At 60.0% G+C, this 19,359-nt stretch carries 9 protein-coding genes; 6 read left to right on the plus strand and 3 right to left on the minus strand.

Translation table 11 applies throughout. From position 1 onward, the window contains the following. Nucleotides 1-2 precede the first annotated feature (2 nt). Nucleotides 3-1,433 (plus strand): DUF1501 domain-containing protein, encoded by a 1,431-nt coding sequence (locus Poly24_RS12935; protein ID WP_145095710.1) that lies wholly within the window; start codon nucleotides 3-5, stop codon nucleotides 1,431-1,433. 33 nt (nucleotides 1,434-1,466) lie between these two features. Here Poly24_RS12935 and Poly24_RS12940 read toward each other — a convergent pair whose 3' ends face one another. Then, nucleotides 1,467-2,162, minus strand: a complete 696-nt coding sequence (locus Poly24_RS12940) for a 7-carboxy-7-deazaguanine synthase QueE (protein WP_145095713.1) — start codon at nucleotides 2,160-2,162, stop codon at nucleotides 1,467-1,469. Between the two features lie 64 nt (nucleotides 2,163-2,226). Between Poly24_RS12940 and queF the strand changes: the two genes are divergently transcribed. The 5 genes from queF (at nucleotide 2,227) to Poly24_RS12965 (ending at nucleotide 16,461) form a co-directional block, all read left to right on the plus strand. Further along, nucleotides 2,227-2,592: a preQ(1) synthase gene (queF, locus tag Poly24_RS12945; RefSeq protein ID WP_231746136.1), complete on the plus strand. Its 366-nt coding sequence runs from the start codon at nucleotides 2,227-2,229 to the stop codon at nucleotides 2,590-2,592. A 52-nt stretch (nucleotides 2,593-2,644) separates the two neighbouring features. Continuing rightward, on the plus strand, nucleotides 2,645-3,655 hold the full coding sequence (locus Poly24_RS12950; RefSeq protein WP_145095719.1) for a sugar phosphate isomerase/epimerase family protein: 1,011 nt from the start codon (nucleotides 2,645-2,647) through the stop codon (nucleotides 3,653-3,655). Nucleotides 3,656-3,668: 13 nt separating this feature from the next. Further along, nucleotides 3,669-4,796, plus strand: coding sequence for a hypothetical protein (locus Poly24_RS12955; RefSeq protein WP_145095722.1), 1,128 nt, complete (start codon nucleotides 3,669-3,671; stop codon nucleotides 4,794-4,796). A 290-nt stretch (nucleotides 4,797-5,086) separates the two neighbouring features. Next, entirely contained in the window at nucleotides 5,087-8,725 is a 3,639-nt protein-coding gene (locus Poly24_RS12960; protein WP_145095725.1) for an AdipoR/hemolysin III family protein, read from the plus strand. Then, nucleotides 8,722-16,461 carry a hypothetical protein gene (locus tag Poly24_RS12965; protein ID WP_145095728.1) on the plus strand — a complete coding sequence of 2,580 codons (7,740 nt, stop codon included), beginning with the start codon at nucleotides 8,722-8,724 and terminating at the stop codon, nucleotides 16,459-16,461. Before Poly24_RS12960 ends, Poly24_RS12965 begins: the two co-directional genes overlap by 4 nt. 29 nt (nucleotides 16,462-16,490) lie before the next feature. On the opposite strand, the gene Poly24_RS12970 is transcribed toward Poly24_RS12965, so the two are convergent. After that, on the minus strand, nucleotides 16,491-17,990 hold the full coding sequence (locus Poly24_RS12970; protein WP_145095731.1) for a sulfatase family protein: 1,500 nt from the start codon (nucleotides 17,988-17,990) through the stop codon (nucleotides 16,491-16,493). A gap of 80 nt (nucleotides 17,991-18,070) precedes the next feature. Beyond that, nucleotides 18,071-19,357 carry a metallophosphoesterase family protein gene (locus Poly24_RS12975; RefSeq protein ID WP_145095734.1) on the minus strand — a complete coding sequence of 429 codons (1,287 nt, stop codon included), beginning with the start codon at nucleotides 19,355-19,357 and terminating at the stop codon, nucleotides 18,071-18,073. Nucleotides 19,358-19,359: the final 2 nt, after the last annotated feature.

A 19,359-nucleotide genomic window follows, 5' to 3' on the forward strand; every position in this document is an offset into this window, starting at 1 on the left:
CGATGAAATGCACTGGATTTGAATCGCCGTTGGGAACGTCACGACGCCAGCTGTTGCAGCAGTTTGGGATGGGGCTAGGCTCGATCGCCTTGGCCGACTTGGTCAATCCAAGCGTCTCTGCCGCCGCGACGCCGTCGGGCATCGATCATGCGCCGCGCGCCAAACGCGTGATCTTCCTGTTCCAAGCCGGCGGGCCGTCTCAGATCGACATGTTCGATCATAAGCCGGAACTGAACGCGCGGCATGGCAGCGAACTGCCGGACGAGATTCGCGGAACCCAGCGGTTGACCGGGATGAGTGGCAATCAGGCGTCGCTGCCGCTGGTCGGATCGCCCTTCAAATTTCAGCAGTATGGCGAATCGGGCGCCACGGTCAGCGAACTGTTGCCCCATACCGCGGCGATCGCCGACGATCTGTGCTTCATCAAATCGGTCCATACCGAAGCGATCAACCATGGGCCGGGAGTCACGTTCATCCAGACGGGGGCACAGATTCCCGGGCGGCCGAGCATGGGCGCGTGGCTCAGCTATGGCTTGGGGACCGACAACGAGAATCTGCCGTCGTTTGTGGTCTTGGTGACCAAAGACAAAGGGGGCCAACCGCTGGCCGCGCGGTTATGGGGCAGCGGTTTCCTGCCCGCTCAGCACCAAGGCGTCCAATTTCGATCGGGCGGGGATCCGGTGCTGTACTTGAACAACCCGGCGGGGGTCGATCGGGCGTCGCGGCGGGCAATGCTCGATACGTTGCGAGGACTGCATGAGATGCAAATCGCAGAGACTTCCGATCCGGCGATCGAAGCGCGGATCGCACAACACGAACTCGCCTTCCGGATGCAGGCGTCCGTTCCCGAAGCGACCAACTTTGCCGACGAGAGTCAGCAGGTGATCGATTCGTACGGCCCCGATGCCAAGAACCCAGGAACGTTTGCCGCCAATTGCCTGTTAGCTCGGCGATTGGCTGAGCGTGGCGTTCGCTTTATTCAACTGTACCATCAAGGCTGGGACCAGCACGGTGGTCTGCCCGGCGGGATCAAGCGGCAGTGTAGCGAAACTGATCAACCGGCCGCGGCGTTGGTCCAGGACCTCAAGCGGTGCGGTCTCTTGGAGGATACGCTCGTCGTCTGGGCTGGCGAATTTGGTCGGACCAATTATTGCCAAGGCAAGCTCTCAGCGACAAACTTTGGCCGCGATCACCATCCGCGATGCTTCACGATCTGGATGGCAGGTGGCGGAATCAAGCCGGGGATCACTCACGGTCATACCGATGACTTTTCCTATAACGTCACCGAAAACCCGGTTCATATCCATGATCTGCAAGCGACGATCCTGCATCAATTGGGGATCGATCACGAGCGGTTAACGTTCCGTTACCAAGGCCGCCGGTTCCGATTGACCGATGTCCACGGGCATGTAATCAAGCCGATCCTGGCGTAGTCGTGCTGCGTCGGAGCCGAAGGCTCACATCCCCTACGTCCCTCGGACGTTCCCGTACCAACGCAGGTGCATTCGGTCGCAGTACTGAAACCCTTGCTGGTCGCACCAGGGACGCAGCCACGATTCGTGCGCGTCCAACTCCGCCGTCGAACGCGACTGAGGCATGATCCAGACCTTCGCGGGATCGACCTCGGGCTGCAATTGATCGACCATCTGTTGGACCTCTTCCTGCTCGCTCGGCTGGTCGACAACAAACTTCAGCTGATAATCGGGCGATTCAACCATCAACCGACGAACGACATCGACCGCCCAGCGGCGACGATCATGCTGCTGCTGCCACTTTTCACTGAGGCTGCCATCGCGGGGGCGGCTGCCCGCCAGTTTGGGGCTGATCGACATCAAGTCGCAGGCTGTATCTTGGTAGATCGTGCCGGCGGTTTCGATGGTCGTATGCAGTCCGCGGTCGGCCAGTTCCCGGCAAAGCGTAACGATTTCGGGGAAGAGCATCGGTTCGCCGCCGGTCAATACGACGTGGGAGACCTCCAATCGCAGAACATCGGCGACGATGCTATCGATCGATTGCTGAGCTCCTTCGGGATTCCAGGAGGCGTGGGGCGTGTCGCAGAACCAGCATCGCAGGTTACAACCGCTGACTCGGATGAATGCGCTGGATGTTCCCGTTAGAAGGCCCTCGCCTTGTCGACTGGCATAAAGTTCGGCAATGCGCAACGTACCCCCTTTCGCCTCCGAGAGCGAATGCGACAATGGCCGGTTTAATTCAGGAGAATGCGAAGTGTCCACTGATTTCGGTGATCTGCTAGAAACGTTTGATAACCCGTACGCTGGTCGAAACTACACGATCGAACACACGTGCCCCGAGTTTACTTCGGTCTGTCCGAAGACGGGACAGCCCGATTTCGGCACGTTGGTTTTTACTTACGTTCCCAACGAACTGTGTATCGAACTGAAAAGCTTGAAGATGTATCTGCAACGATACCGCAATGAGGGTATCTTCTACGAACACATTACCAATCGGATCATGGACGACTTTGTGAATGCCGTAAAGCCACGTTGGGCGAATTTAGAGAGTCGTTGGACGCCACGCGGTGGTTTGTCCAGCGTGATCGTGGTCGAATATCCTGATTCCGAAGACGAATAAATCGCCCGCTTCCCACCTTTCCTTTTTCAAACTGAAACTGAGTAATCACGTCATGCCTGCCTCTGCTCCTTCCGTTCTGCTTTCTGGATTTTCCGACGAAGCCGCGATCGACAAGACCGCCGTTCAACAGTTCGCCGCCTTTGCCGCTTTGGGCATGAAATGGTTTTCGCTGCGATTCATCGACGCGGGCGACGGCATCAAAAACGCGATGCAATTGACCGACCCCGAGATCAAGACCATCCGCGAACTGATGGACGCCTACGGCCTCCGCGTCGCAACTCTCGGTTCGCCGATCGGCAAAGTGAAACTGAAAGACGTCGACGACGGAACCAGTAACCGCTACGTCCCCTTCGAAGAATATTTGAAGACCGAAGTCGTCCGCGCCTGCGAACTCGCAACCGCTTTCGATTGCAAACTGATCCGCGGGTTCTCCTATTACCACCCCAAGGGGACCAAGCCCGAGGAACACCTGAGCCAAGCTTGCGATCAACTGGGCAAGATCGCGGAAGTCTGCGACTCCTACGGGCTGACTTACGGTTTGGAAGTCGAAGCGAATCTGATCGGGCAGACCGGTCAACTGATGGCTCAACTGCACGAAGGCGTCAACCATCCGGCGTTGGTCACGATTTTCGACGGTGCCAACATCAGCACTCAAGGTTTTTCGGCCGACCAAGTTTACGAACAGTACCTGGCGATGAAGCCAGGCCTGGGCTGGTTGCACATCAAGGACTACCACGACCCAAGCCCGACGGGACGCATCCATCACGTCGACGAAGCTTCGCTGAAGAACTTCGTTCCCGCCGACCGTGGCGATTGTGGCCACGAAGCGATCCTGCGCGACCTGGCAGCCTACATGCCAGAAGTCGAAGCGCGGATGGCCAAGCGTGGTGCTCCGGGCGTTGTTTGCGACCTGGAACCACACGTCAAGGGTGGCGGCCAGTTCGGTGGATTTAGCGGACCCGACGGCTTTGGCGTTGCGATGCGTGGCCTGTGTCGAGTACTTGATTACGTCGGGATCGATTACGAAACACGATCCTTCGACGATATCAAAGCCTCGATCTAAACGGGTTTCGCTCATGCGTCCGCTGCTCGCTTGCCTGATTCTGCTCGCCATCCCACGGCTCGCCCTGGGATGTTTGTTCTGCGAAGCCTTGGCAAGCACGTTGTCGGACGATATCCGTGAATCAGCCGCGTGCGTGATCGCTCAATGGGATCGCGACGCGGCCGCGCCGGCATCCGACGTCGGGATGCAGTTGGCCAAATTCCGAGTCACCAAAGTGCTCAAAGGTGACGGGCGGATCGGTTCGCAAGTCGATGCCTACATCCTGCCCGAAGAGCCACCGACCGGCCCCGTGCTGCTGTTTGCTTTTGGCGACCCCGATGCACCGCAGTGGTCGGCTCCGCTGCCGCTGGCTCCCGTTTCCGTAAAATATCTCAACGGCCTGCAGACCGCTCCGGCCGCTGGCAGCGATCGCCTCGGCTACTTCTTGCCCTTTCTTGTCGCCGAAGATCGGCATGTCGCCGACGACACGTACAACGAATTCGCACGATCTCCTTTCGCCGACATCCAGGGGCTAGGCGATCGGCTCGACCGTCAGTGGGTGCTCGATAACCTGCAGTCCTATCTGAAAGACGACACGACACCACCGCATCGCATCCGATTGATGTGGACGCTGTTGAGCGTGTGTGGCGAGCCGGAAGATGTTGCATTGTTCGAACGGGTGACCAAGGATAAGACGATCGACCGCAACGCGATCGGTTGGGACGCAGCGATGGGCTGCTACATGTCGTTGGCGGGGCCTGCGGGTTTGGAGCAGGTGAAGCAGTTATTGAGCAGCAGCGACGACGAGCAAACGCTTTTCATGGCGCTGAACGCCATCCGTTTTCACGCCGTCGAGACGAAGCGGTTTGACCAAACGGAACTCGCCACGGCGCTGCATCCTTTGCTGCGGAACGTTCGCTTGGCAGCTTACGTGATCCCCGACCTGGCGCGCATGGAAGACTGGACCGTCGGCCCGCGACTGTTGGAACTGTATGCGTTGCCCGATGCCGCTCCGATTCGGATCCACATCGTCAACTATTTCCGCACCTCCCCACGCCCCGACGCCGCTCAATCCCTAGCGACCTGCCGCGAGATCGATCCGGTCGCCGTTCGCCGGGCCGAACTTCTATTTGGTACCCTGCGTCCACGTCCAAACGAGTAGTCGCGAATCGGTGCAATAGGGCGGCGAGGATGACCGTTCCCCGTTGGAATCCCTCTTCTTTGACCCGTTGGCTGTCGCGCGCCTTGATGCTCCTGGTGTTGGGAGGCAGAGAAAGCGTGCCCGTCGCGGTGCCTCGAAACGCTCCAAAAAGCGAATCCGCGAGGGCGTAACGATCGTTTTTCGATTTTCTGAGAACTGATGCCACGAACTTGGCGTCTATGCACGAGCATTGCCCCTGTATTTGGGGACGTTCAGGCAAAACACTCTTCTCGGCGCAAGGCGATCCAGCGATGTTGCGAGCTCCATTTCTTCTGCTGCTGTGTTCAGTGGCACTTGTCGGTCTTGATTTAGTTCCCGTTGTCGCAGCTCCTCAGGAGCCGAGCGAAACCCCGCAGCCGCAAGCCGAACAGGACGAAGCGTCACCCGAAACGGAAGCTGCCGAATCGGATGACACGGACGATTCGGCGGATGTTGGTGACGGCGCCGATTCGGAAGCAGAAAAGCCGCTCCGCGAGCAGACGATCTACATTCCGTATTCGAAGATCCGCGGGATCTTTGAAAAAGAGGGCCGTGGCGTCTTTATTCCGTATGAGCAATTCCAATCGCTGTGGCAGCGGGCCCGCGCGGCAACACATCGACCGCCCGACGATCCCAAGCCTCCCGTCGACGCGTTGATCAGTGAGATCAACAGCGAAGCGGAAGTCGAAAAGGATGTCGTGCGAGTGACGGCGACGCTGCAGATCGAACTGCTTGGCAAAGGCTGGCACGAGATCCCGCTGCGACTGGGCGACGCAGCAATCCTAGCGGCGAAAGTCGGCGACGATCCGGCACGAATCATGCCCAGCGAAGGCGGCTACAAGCTGCTGATCGAAAAGTCGGGGAAATCGGCCGACCGCGTCACGGCAGAGATTACCTACGCCAAAGCGTTTACGAAATCGCCGGGGCGTAATTCGGTCGAATTCCTCGCCCCGCAAGCACCGGTGAACCAGTGGCGGATCCGCGTCCCGCAGGCTGGTGTCAAAGTGAACATCCATCCGATGATCGCCGCCACCGAAGAGACACGCCAGCCGAGCGATGCGGTATCCGATGACGACGCTGCGAACAGCGACGACGATGACGCAGAAAAGCGGCCAGCGGCCGACGAGACGGTGGTGCTGGCTTTTGTCGGCGCCGCCCCCAGCGTCCGCATCGACTGGACGCCGCGTAGCGAAGGGGCCAGCGGGATGGCGGCCCTGGCGACAGCTCAATCGCGGCAGCAGCTAACGATCGAAGAAGGGATCGTGCGGGCGAGCACTTGGCTGCAATACTCGATCAGCCGCGCCGAACTGGCCGAGCTGCAAATCGAGGTTCCCAAAGGCTACAAAGTAACGGGCGTGCTGGATGCCAACGTTCGCGGCTGGCAAGTCGAAGCGGACGGCGAGGTGCAACAGATTTCGGTCCAATTGTTCCAGCCGGCCAAAGGAAGCCAAACGGTGTTGGTCGAACTGGAACGGTTCAGCAATCAAGATGTCGAGCAATCGGAGCTGCAGGCGCCGCTGGTGCGAGCCCTGGGCGTCGGCCGGCAGCATGGCCAAGTCGTCGTCCGGTTGGCTGAATCGCTGCGAGGCGAGGTGACGACGCGAACGGGGTTGCTGCAGATCGACGCCGCCGAATTGCCAGCAGAACTAAAACAAGGCCGCTGGGACTTTGCCTATCGATTCTCCTCGCTGCCGACGACGTTGACACTGCAACTGCAAAAGGTTCAACCGCAGATTCAAGCGACGCAGTGGGTCGAAGCCTTTGTCGAGCCCGAACAGATCACGTTGGCATTGACCGCACGATACAACATCCGCCGCTCGGGTCTGTTTCAATTGGCCTTTGATGTCCCGACCGACTACGAAATCCGATCGGTTCGCGGACTGGCGGCTGGCGATGCGACTGCCGCTCAATACGACACGCACCACTTCAGCAGCGATCGAGAAGGTCGCTTGATCGTGAACCTGTCGGCCAAAGCGATCGGCGACGTCTGTCTGACGATCGAGATGCAGCGGCGGCTGGACGATCCCAATCTGCGAGCCCCCACCGGCGAAGCGTCCGACCTGAAAATTCCGCTGCCGCGCGTGGCTCGCGACAGCGTCGAAATGGTCACCGGCAAATGGATCGTCTACGCACCCGAAAGCTTGCGAACCAATCCGACGGCGACGGGACTGCAACCGATCGCGCTGCGGGATGCCAGCGTGGGGATGCCGGTCAGTCAAGCGAGCCGCTTTCCTGCGGCGCGGCCGATCCTCGCGTACGCCTACGCACAGCAAGACGTTGCACTGGAACTGGCAACTCAGCGACGCAAGCCGCAGATCACGGTCCGTCAGCTGTTGGAAACCGACGTCACCGCGGGAGCTGTCCAATACAAGGCCCGGTTCCTTTTCGACATCCTTTATAGCGGCGTGAAGACGCTGCGGATCGACGTTCCCACGGCGATCGCAAGCCAGATTCGCAACACGACCGAAGGGGTGCAGGATGTGGTCATGCAACCGCAGCCGGACGATGTGCCTGAGGGTTACCAAGCGTGGCAATTCAGCGGCGAAACGGAACTGTTGGGGCGTCGCGAGATCCGACTTCATTGGGAGGAGAAGCTTGCGGGACTGGGCGTTGGGCAAAGCAAAGATGTTGCGCTGCCGTGGCTGCGTCCGGCGGGAGTCGATCGCGCGTGGGGGCAGATCGTGATCGGTAAAGCGGAGACGTTGGACGTGCGGCCCAAAGGGGAATCGGTGGGGCTGCGGCCGATCGATCCGCAGACCGATCTGATCGATTCGATCCGCGTTCCCGGGGCGGCGCGGGCGTTCGAATTCCACGACGACTGGAAGCTGACGATCACGGCGACGCGGTATGAACTGGAAGACGTCAAACACACAAGCATCGAACGGGCGGTCCTGCGGATGGTGGTCGGTGCCGATCGTCAGACGTCGGTGCAAGCGTTGTATCGGATGCGAAGTGCCCGTCAGCGGTTGGAGGTCAAGCTGCCGGCGGCGTTTGATCCGGGCAAAGGTTTCAACCAAAACCCGCTGCGAATTGATGGCCGCCCGGTTCCGCTGGAACGGGGGGACGCCGGGGAATATTACATCCCGCTGGCCGATCAATCGCCCGATCAGGCGTTTGTGTTGGAGCTGCGGTATGCGGTCGCCAGCGATCAACGCCATCTGCCGCTGCCCGAATTCCCCAACGATCCGGCGGTTCAGAAGGTTTATCTGTGCGTCTACCTGCCGAAGGATCAAGCCGTTGTGGGGACGGGCGGTCCGTGGGACAACGATCTGGAAGAACGGTGGCGTCGCCAGCTGGCCGGTTACCGCTACAACAATCCAAACGACAACGAACTTGTCGCCTGGGTGACCGATGGGATTGCGATGGCCAGTTCGCCGACCAGCGACTTCCAAACCCAAGGTCTGCTCTACACGTTCAGCACCGCCGGGCCGCCGCAAGGGGAAGCGAGTGCGTTGCGTGTCACATCGATCTCCAAAGATATGCTCGATGCGGCGATCTTCCTGTTGATCGCGGTGCCGGGAGTGATCCTGGTCACTCAGTCGATGACGGTGCGGTTGTTTGCCGTCGGCATCGCGCTGTTCGGATTGGTCTTCAGCAGCGTCTTTCTCCCCTCGCTGTCGCTGCAGTTGTTCGACAGCGTCCTATTCCTGGCGTTGTTCCTCGTGTTGGCCGTTTGGATTCTGATGGGATTGATGCGTTGGTTCCGCGGTCCGGTCGGTGGTCAATCGCCGCCCCCCGATAAGCAAGCACCTCGTCCGCCGCTGCCGCCCGATTCCTCCGATACCCCGCCGAGCGGAACACCGCAACCGACGATGGCGATGTCGGCGACCGAACCGACCAAACCAAGCGGGCTGTTTGGACAAGGAGGATTGTTTGGTTGGAGCCAACGCCGCGCGGGAGGTGCCCAATGAATCTTTACTTATCGACCAACGCGGTCTCTTGCCGCCGAATCGCCCGGCTTGTTGTCCTAGCTCCGATCCTGATGTTGGGAATGGGAGCGACCTTTGCGGCGGAACCGCCCAATACAAAGGCCGACTCGGAAGTGCCGATTCGGGAGATCTTTGTCCCTTTTGAAGACCTGAACGTACTGTTGGAAAGCAACACCAACCACGTCTTCCTGACGCGTCAACAGTACGATGATCTAATCGCCCAAGCGAAACAGACGCCGCTGGCGCAGACGCCCACCGCGGCGACGGTCTTGTCGGCGACTTACGAAGCGACTGTCGAGACCGGCCGCGTAATGATCGACGCAGCGATCGAGATCGATGTCTTACGGGCGGGGCTGCAAGTCATTCCGTTGTCGTTGAAGGAAGTCGGTGTGTTGGAGGCGACTCTCGATGATCGACCGGCTGCGATCGGCAAAGGGGAATCGGGCGATCCGACGCTGTTTGTCGAAGGGATCGGCCGCCATACGCTGAAGCTCCGCTTGGTCGCCGCACTCAACAACACCACAACTCAGCAAACGTTCACGCTTCAGCTGCCGACGCCGCCGGCGACCTCCTTCTATTTGTCGGGGCCTGGTAATATTCAGATGGCTGATTCGACGCAGGTCGTCAGCCATAGCTACGATGCGGATGCCGATCGTTCGCGGCTGCAGTTGTTGATCTCGCCGGGGATCAACCAACTGGCGATGGGGATCGGAAATCGACAGATGCGGCAGCAGAGCGTTGTCGTGGCGCGAAGCGTCTTGGTGGCGGAGGTGACCGAAAGCTACCAACGCTTGCATGCGACAGTGTCGATGGAAGTATTGCATGGTGGGGCGACGGAGTTTCGGTTTGCGATGCCCGCCGGGTTCGATGTGACGCATGTCGATTCGCCGCTGATGAGTAAGTTTGAAATCGGCGAACAGGAAGGCGAGGCGGTTTTGATCGTCTCGCTGCGACAATCCGCTCGCGGAACCGAGGTCTTCAGCATCACCGCGGAGAAATCGACAGGCGATCCGATCGATCCCGACGGAACGCAATGGACCGCACCGCAATTGGTACCGCTCGATGTCGCTGGCGTTGCATCGGTCGTCGGCGTGCTGTTGGATGGACGTTTGGATCTGCAGAGTCTGCAGCCCGACGGACTGATCCCAATCGATACCGCTGTGATCACCTCGGCGATTCCGCCAAGCGTCTTCGAAGCCGAACCGGGGGCACCGCTGATCCGCCCCGTCGCCGCATATTACGCGGCACAACGTGAATACGGATTAACGGCCGCGTTTCGGCGGCCGCCAGCGACGGTCAATGCGAGCACCAACCTGTTGCTAACGCTCAGCCAGCAACGCCATGCGATTCGCGGCCAGTTTTCCGTCTCACCGACCCAGGAAAAGCTGTTTCAGATTCGCTTCCGCGTTCCGCCGCAATGGCATGTCACGGAAGTCACCGACGCGGCGCAGCAGCCGTTGGAATTCGAACCGCTCGAATCGGAACAGGACGCGACCGGGCAAGTCGTTCGCGTGCAACTGGAGCACGGGATCGCATCGGGCGAGCGTTCGGAGATCCGGTTCCGCGCGGTCCACACGCCCGACAAGTGGCTCGACCCGTGGCAGTCGACGTCGGTCGAATTCCCTCGTTTCCAATTGATCGATGTCGCGTCGTCGATTGGTGCGATCGCGGTTCGAGCGATCGACGACATGACGGTCCAGCCCGATGCGTTGGATCAACTGGTTCCGCTGGACGACAAGCAGAAGGGAGCCTTTGGGCTGAACGATGTGCAAAGCGATCTCGCTTTTGAGTTTGATCAACCGCAGTGGTCGGCAAAATTGGCGGTCGATCGACTGCAACCGAGCATCACCGCGGAGAGCTTTACGTTTTTCAAAGTCCAGCCCGACGGGATCTTCACGCACAGCGAGATCGTCTACGACGTGACGCAGGCCGGCGCGCGATCGCTTTCGTTTTTCCTGCCAGCGGAGGCTCCTGAGACGTTGAACATCCGAGGCAGCCATGGGGCGGTGGTGAAAGAGTTTTCGAGCGAACTGTCGGAGACCGGTCGATTGTGGACGGCGCGATTGGCCGCCCCAACGTTTGGCGTCTGTCGATTGATCGTCGACTTCCAAGATCGCTTGGCCGACGATCAGCCGAAGGGATTGGTCTTGCCGATTCCGCGAGCCGACGGCGTGCGATTCCAGACGGCGCTGGTGGCTGTCGAAGGGCATGGCGAACTGGACGTGCAGATCGATCCAGGCGAAGCGAGGCCTGTCGATGTCGGCAAATTGGCGGGAGCGGATTACCTGGTCGGACGCCGCTTGTTGGGAGCGTTTGGTTTCTTGGGCGATCCGGGCACGATCGCCGTCGATGTCTTCCGCCGCGATGGCTATGGCTTGCCGCCGGTGATCGTGCAGCGAGCGGAATTGGTGACGCTTGTCGGAACGCACGGCAGCAGCCAAACAGCGGCGCGATACCATCTGCGAACGAAGGCCTCGTATTTGGAGGCGGTTCTGCCGACGGGAGCCACGTTGTGGTCGGTCCGTGTCGACGGGAAATCGGCGAAGCCGCAGAAGCAGGGAACTAGCCTGTTGATCGGTCTGCCCGAGGGCGACGCGCGGGCGATCCGCGATTTGCAAATCGTCTATGCAACGCCGATTCATCCGACCGGCGCGTACGGTCGCTTTCAAAGCGATGCGCCGCGGTTGTATTTGCGCGACGATTCGGGCGGCCGAGCGGGAGAGGTTCCCGTCGCCGACTTGAAGTGGCATCTCGAACTTCCAGCCGGGTATGTCATCGCCGACGAAGCGGGGACGGTGCGCAGCGGGTCTGCGGCCAACCAGCCGCTCCCACTTCGCAACGCGCTGTCGATTCTTCCCGCTTCGCGGGCGGTGGCGAGTCGCGGGTTTTTGCATTTCGCGGATGCGACAGCTGCGCCGGGGGAGGTCGCGTTGCCGATGAATGAGATCGAAGTCGACTCAGGCGTTGAACTGAAGGCAGCCATGGAGATCGATTCCGACGCGGCAGCGGATCTGTTTGACAACGCACCTGCCGCGGCCGGCGCTCCGATGCAACAAGCGATGCCAACTCCGGCGGCAAAAGCAGCGAAGCAACCGCAGATCGCGTGGGCGCTCGAGGGTGTTGGGAGTTTGGAAATCGAGGTCGATCGGCCGACGACGGGACAGCGGGTGACATTGACTAGTCTCGGAGCGGCGCCGCAGGTCGATGCGACGATCGTCGATTCGCATCGCTTGTATCTGTTGGGGCTGGCGACGATGATCCTGGTTGCGTTGGTCGGATTGTTGTTGACCGGCCGCAGCTCGTTTGTCCACTTCTGCTATGTGTTGGGAGTCCTCTTTTTTGCGAACCTGATCCCCGTGGCAACTGGGTTGGAACGGGAACTCTCGCGACCGGCGACAATGGCCTGCCAAACCGCTTTCCTGCTGGGAATCTTCTATCTCGGCGTCGCCTGTTTCCGCTGGGGCCGCTGCGTCGTGAAGGGCCCCGTCGTCGCGACCTGCCTGTTGGCGATTGGACTTCTGTTGAGCAGCAGTTCCACCGCATCAGCTCAAGCTGATCCCAAACTTGAGTTGCCTAACGCGATCGATTTGGAAAAGCTTGCGTCGATGCTAGCCGATGAGCGTCCGATCACTTTACCCGAGGGAGCGGTGATCGTTCCCTACCAGGCCGACGCGGGAGCGGATGGTTTTCGGCAAGCTGAAAAAGTGTTGGTTCCTTACAAGACGTATGTGCAATTGTGGAATCAGGCGTTCCCCGACAAAGCGATCGACAAGCCGCAGGTCGCCGCCGAATATGCACTTGCCGGAGCGAAGTACCAGACGCGGCTCGATGGCGACGGTTTCCTGATGCTTCGCGGGGAATTGCTGATCGATCTGTTCAGCGACCAATCGGTGACGGTTCCATTGCCGATCGAAGGGGTCGTTTTTGAGCAAGCGCAACTGGACGGCAAGCCGGCGCGGATGCGGTTGGTCGCTGCGAAGCCAACGGCAGAAGCTGGCGATAAGCAGGTGCCGCAGCAGGCGGTCCCAGCGGCTGGACGAACCGCCCCAGACCGTTCGCTGATGACGCTCGAAATCGAAGGCAAGGGAAGACACACTTTTGAATTTGCGGTCCGGTTGAATCTGCAGCGAACGGGAGGCTGGCGTGTTGCCGCGGGACGAATTCCCGCTGCCGCGGCCGCGCAGATGGAAGTCGTCGTCCCCGCGGCGGGGACCGAGGTTCGTTTGACCGGCGTCAATGATCGTGAGCAATATGAGACCGCCGCGGCCGACGAATCGATCGTCGCGGCGCTGAATTCCGACGGACGGATCGCGATCCAGTGGCGGCCTCAAGTTGCGTTGGGAGAAGTCGACGAGAGTTTGACCGCTCAATCCGCAGCCGTCATGGATGTGCAGGAGGATGGGCTGCGCGTCGTTTGGCAACTGAAACTCTCCTTCCCACGCAGCCGCCGCAGCGAACTGTCGCTAGAAGTTCCAAGCGGCTTCCAAATCCAAGGGGTTCACGGAGCCAACGTTCGCGATTGGTCGGTCGCCCAGCAGGAGAAACGACAACGCGTCGACGTGACGCTGTTAAAGGAAGCTGTCGGCGAAGAAGCGTTTGCCATCGTGTTGTCTCAGCCCACTGCGACGGGCGCCCAAGCAAGAACGCTGCAGACGCCCGCGGTCGGTGTCGTCGGCGCGATGCTGCATACCGGGATCGTCCAGATTCGGCGAAGTCCTTTGTTGGACGTGGTCGCTGAAGAAACCGTTGGGTTGGCGCGGACCGACATCGATGCCAAACAGATCGCCGCGTTGTTGAAGGTCGCGCATTACGATGAAAGCCCGTTGGGGATTCGACCATTCCAAGCGTACCGTTTCAACGCGACACCGTTTACGTTGTCGTTGACCGCCGCGCCGATCGAGGCACGCGGCGCGGCGACGCTGCAAACCATCCTGCGGATAACCGAGCGGAAGGCGGATGTGGAGTGTCGCATCGCGATGCAGGTTCACGATCGCCCGACGCATCAACTGCGTCTTCGTTTGCCTGCAGATTTTGTGATCGATGACGTTTCAGCGCCTTGCGATTACCAATGGTCGGCGACAACGATCGATGGCGATCCACAGCACCGCCGGATGTCGATCTTCTTGGCGGAAGGACTGGAAGGAGATTTTGCCGTCGTCATCCGCGGTGGTTCAACTCGCGACGATCCGCAACAAGATGTCGCGCTCCCCGCGATCCAGGTTCTCGACGTGCAGCGACAGCAGGGAGAAATTGCGATCCAGATCGACCCCGCCTATTCGGCGGTGGCTGCGGATTTGCAGAACTGCAACGCAACGCTGCGAGGCAATGTGAATCAGTGGCTGCAAGCGGATCAACGGCGGGCGACGACGCTGGCGATCGCGTATCGTCTGCCCGAATATTCGGGAACGATTCGCGTCACGCCACAGCAGGCGATCGTGAAGGGGCGGACATTCACCAACGTTCGCGTAACCCAGCGTGCGATCGAAGAATTGATCGTGATCGCGTTGGATGTTTCGCGAGCTGGAATCCGGGAGTATTCGTTCCTGCTGCCAGCACGGCTGGCCGACGCCACGATCCAGCAAGCGTCGCTGCGACGCAAGACGATCGCTGCGGTCCCCGAACGTCCCGAGTACGTCCGTGTAACGATCCAGTTGCAGGACGATTTGATGGGACAGGTTCGCGCCCTGGTCCGCCAGACGCGGCTGTTGGACGACGCGCCGCAAACGATCCCGATTCCGATTTTGGAAACCGGCCAAACGATCGGTCGCTTTGTAACTTTGGAAAACGACGGTCGGGATGAAGTCGTGATCGACGAACTGATCGGATTGGAACCGCTGGGTCGATTGCACAGCCAACGACGCGTGTTGGCCGAAGTCTTGGGAGCTTCACTTGGCGATGCCTTTGTCGTCAACGAATCGGCCCCCGCGCCGCAGCTTGGGTTTCGCACAAATCAACGGGCTGAAGTTCGCACCGCCGGAGCGAGCATTGGCAAAGCGGAAACGGTGTTGGTCGTCGACGACGCCGGCACCTATCGCGCTGCGGTCGAGTACCGGATCAACAACGACACCGAACAGTTTTTGGAAATCGAACTGCCGCGGGATGCTCGACTGTGGACCGCCAGCGTCGCGGGCGAACCAGTCAAACCGACGTTGGTCCCCGGGGGATCGAGTAAGCAAAGCGTGCGGATTCCGTTGGTGAAAACTGCCGAAGGGGATACCGATTACGGCGTCGTGCTGAAGTATGGCGGAGCGATCGGTCTGAACGGGCTCCGTTCGCGGGTCGAGTTCCCGCTGGTTCATACGACCAACATCCACGTCGAGATCAGTCAGGTGCGGTTGCTGCTGCCCAAGTCGCATCGTTGGTATGGATTCGACGGCACGATGCAACGTGTCGATAACGAAGGGGATTACCGGGCGTTGGATTTGAAACATCTGACCCAACAGTTCCGGATGCTCTCCAGTGCGTTGAGCAGCAAAAACGAATACTCCAAAGTCCGCGCCGAGACGAACTTAGAGAAGTTGGGGCGGATCGTCGAAGCCCATCAAAACGACTACGCCGAGTTCTACCAGCGGAGCGAAGCGGTTCAGAAGGAACTGGATCTGAACACCATCACGCAACAGCAGGCTGCCGAACAGGTGGTCGAGAACCGCCGCAAGGCCGATCAAAGGTTGAGCGTCGGCAACAGCGATCAACTGCAGTCCTACTTCGACCGCGGTGCCAATTCGCGCAGTCGACGAGTGGTCGATCAGTTGGGAGAATTTGGCAACTTTTCAGCTTCCCGGGCGGGCACGGCTGGCAACGAAGCGGAGGGACGTGAATCGCAAACCTTCAACCGCGATTGGTTTGCGCAAAACGGGCTAGCGATGCCCCAAGAACCGGCGCCGGGGAAGGACGCCAAAGCGAAGGGAGCGAAGCAAACGCCCCGTCTGCAGACCGATCCGCGATCGCAACGCAAGGGCGAAGAAAATCGCAGTGCCGACAAATCAGCACTGCCCGCGCTGCGATTCGACGACGCTCAACCGACGACGCCTCGCCCGGCAGCGCAAGTTCGCGGTGGCATGCGCGACGACGTCAGCCGCTATTCGCAGCAGCTGCAGCGTGAACAAAGTCCTTCAGCATCGACCGCTTCGCCACAGCGATCGATCTCGCCCAACGGCGGCGGAATGGGTGGAGGCGGGTTTGCGTATGAGGCGATGCCAGCGGACAGGGCGTTAAACGAATCCCCAGCCAGCGACATGTTTGGGGTTCAGCCCGGTAATTCTGCCGATCCGTTTGCCGCGGGGCCCAACGCTCCACCGGTCGCGGCGCAGCCTTCCACGTATGCGAATCAAGGGGGCGGTCGCCGCCCCGCCACTGCTGGCATGGAGATGGGAATGGGCATGGCAGTTGAAGCGCGTACCGAGCGATTGTCCGAAGCGGGCGAAGGGTTTGAACGCGGGATGCAGCTCGGCGATCAGATGAATCTGCCACCGGCGACAGGAGCGATCGCGAGCAACGTCTATTTGGCGAGTCTGGAGACCGAATTGCCGCTGGAACGTGGTGGTCAGGAGTATTTCTTTTCGGCTCCCCGCGGCGAGATCGAGATCACTGCCCAAGCGATCCCGTCGTCGTCGCTCCGCCGCGGCGTTCGTTTAACCGCGATGGGGCTGATGTTAGGCGGATTTTTAATCGCGACGACGTTGGTTCGTCGCCGGGCTCGCACACGGTCGTGTAAGTGAGAAAAGTGCATGGCTCCACCAAACGATGATCACTTCCCTTCGGCAGCCCAACGTTTCATCAGTGCGATGTTCTTCTGAAGAGCCTGCAGGTACTCGGCAGTACCACGCCGCTGCACCGAGTCGACGTAGACCGCCATGTCGCTGTCGTACATCGCTGTCGATTCCGGTTGCCGTCCCTGGTCGTCCGTTGTCTCCATCCATTGATCCAGTCGGTCACGCAGCGATTTCAGTTGCTCTGCAAACGCGGGATCGTCGGCGAGGTTGTTGATCTCGTGCGGATCGCTCTTCAGATCGTAGAGCTCTTCCGGCGGGCGAGTTTCCCGAAACAGCAGCTCTTGCGTCGCGTTCAACTTCCCCGCCGCGTGCCACTGCCGCAACGCGATCAAGATCTGCTTGGCGTCTTTGTAAGCACAGGGCTGCAGGTAAGGTCGGTTCGGCAGGAAGTTGCGGATGTATTTGAAATCCTCAGTCCTCACCGAACGGATGTGTTCGACGGTTTCGTCGCAGCGGTCGCGGGCGGCAAAGACCGCCGTTCGCGGTTGGTAAGCGGCCGCCAAAATGTCGCGAGCCTGCATGTTCGCGGGAATCGGAATCCCTGCAGCAGCAAGCGACAGCGCGGCGATATCGATGTGTTCGACGAGATCTTCGCGAACGGTTCCCGCTGCGATTCCCGGTCCGGCGATCACCAACGGCACATGCAAGCCCTCGTCGTACAAAAACTGTTTTCCGCGGGCGTGGCTGATCCCATGATCGGTCATGAACAGGATCAACGTATTGCCGCGGACGCCTTCGGATTCAAGTCTCGCGACAACTTCGCCTACCATCGTATCGGTCATTCGCACCGAATCGAGATACGCCGCCCAGTCGCGGACGATGTCGGGATGGTTGGGATAATAAGGTGGCAATGTGACAGCGCTGATCGGCGTCCGGCTGCCCAGTTGCTTCTCCGCCGCCGTGGCGATCTTTTCCCAACCACGAGCGTCTTTGCCTCGCAGCTTTCCGCCCTGAGTTTGGATCTGCGCGAAGAAGGGTTGCCCCGGCTTTCGATCGCCCCAGTCGTTGCTGTCGTAGATCGATTTGTCCCACTGGAAGTTGTAATCGGTCTTGCCGAGCTTGCCATTCATCGGCCAACCGGTGATCGATGTGTGATAGCCCGCCTCTTGAAACAGCTTGGGGACCATCGCAACGCCATCTGGCAATTCGATCTTCTCCGCCCCGCGACCGCTGCGATGATGATGCGCCCCGATGCTGGTTTGATACATCCCGGTGATGAAGGCCGATCGACAAGTCGAACAGACAGGAGCTGTCACGTAGGCGTTGGTGAACTTCACGCCGGCCGTTGCCAAACTGTCGACGTTGGGCGTCTCAATCGCCGTCTCGCCGTAGCAGGAGAACTCCGCCGACATGTCGTCGGGAATGATCCAGACGATGTTGGGAGGGACGTTTGGATCGGCGGCGTTCAGGTTCTCGCCGGTAGACATCGCGAACAGGAAGAGGGTCGCGACGAGAAGCGTCGAGTTGCTTTTCATATCGGAACACTTGAAAGCGAGGAGAGGGATGAGCGTACGTTGGCGCAAAAGTGCGACGCCATTGTAGCAAGCTCGATCGCCTATCGTTTGCCGTCCCAAGTGTGCTGGTGCAACACCTTCCCGCCTAGATCGGTTATCCGAATCTCCATCGACGGATCGGTTGCGTTTTGCTCGGCATCGATGATCGTTAGCGTCGCTTTTTCTGCGGTCGGCCCGCCGCCGACAAATTGCAGAATCGGCATCTCTTCGCTCGCGGGATCCAAGCGGTCGCGGTGCATGTGTCCCGAGAGGACTGCTTGGAAGCCACTTTCGACAAGTGTTGGCAACCACAACTTGGCGCCAAAGCCGCTGAAGCTGGCGTAGCCTTCGAGCGTCGTGCCGTCGTTCTGGCCAGGGAGTCCGCGCAATGGGATGTGGCAGGCAACGATCTTGAAGGGAGCGTCGCGGACCTCGGGTTGATTGACAGCCTGTTGCAACCACGTCGCCTGACGCGATCGGTAGGGTTCATAAGCTGCCGTGCCGGCGAAAACCGGATGGCGATCGGGTTTGTCTTCTCCCGTATCCATCGTCACGAGCGCCAGCGGCCCGATGCGAAGGGCTTGGTTGTAGGGAAGTTCGGAAGACTCGGGGCAGCCGACAAAACAGTCGATCGTTTCGCGAGCCCGCTGGCCGCGGACGTCGTGATTCCCGTTGCTGAAGACGAGAGGTCGCGTACTGGCCCAAGACACGCTTCGGTCTTTTGCCGGGTTCAGCATAATCTGAGCCGGCTGATCCGACGCGTCGAAGTCGTTGCAGGTATCGCCGTTCCAGATCAGCAGGTCGGGAGCCAACGCTTCGATCTGAGCGTGCAGTTGGCGAATCGTTTCCAGATTTTCGTGCGTGTCGTTGATGCTGACGACTCGCACTCGCTTGGCGCCGGGATCGGGCAACCGCAACGCGTAGACGTCGGTCGCCTGAGGCTCGCCCCGCTGTAAAACGTAAGCGTATTTATATGCCAGCGGTTGGACGACGACGCGGTAGAAAATCGGTTGGCCCACCGGAAACGGGTGGTCGTGTTGCACGCGAACGTGCAACGCCCGATCATCCGCGCTGACCAAGCCGTGCTGGCTGGCGATCGCTGTGAACTTCAGGTCATCGCGATCCAGGCCGTATTCAACCCAAGCGGTCGCCAGCTGATCGACGGCGATGCTGACGCCAAAACTGTCGCCGCGTGGGTTTTGCACCACGGGAGGACTGGCGATCAACGAATCGCTCGGCGAATCTTCCGCCGCCGCATCCTGGGAGGCTGCGGGGCGAGCCAGCGCAATCGCGGAGATCGCCATCGCGCTAACGGGAATCGAACCGATAAACTGACGTCGATCAACCATCC

This window comes from Rosistilla carotiformis, assembly GCF_007753095.1.
In the GTDB taxonomy this organism is placed as follows: Bacteria; Planctomycetota; Planctomycetia; order Pirellulales; family Pirellulaceae; genus Rosistilla; species Rosistilla carotiformis.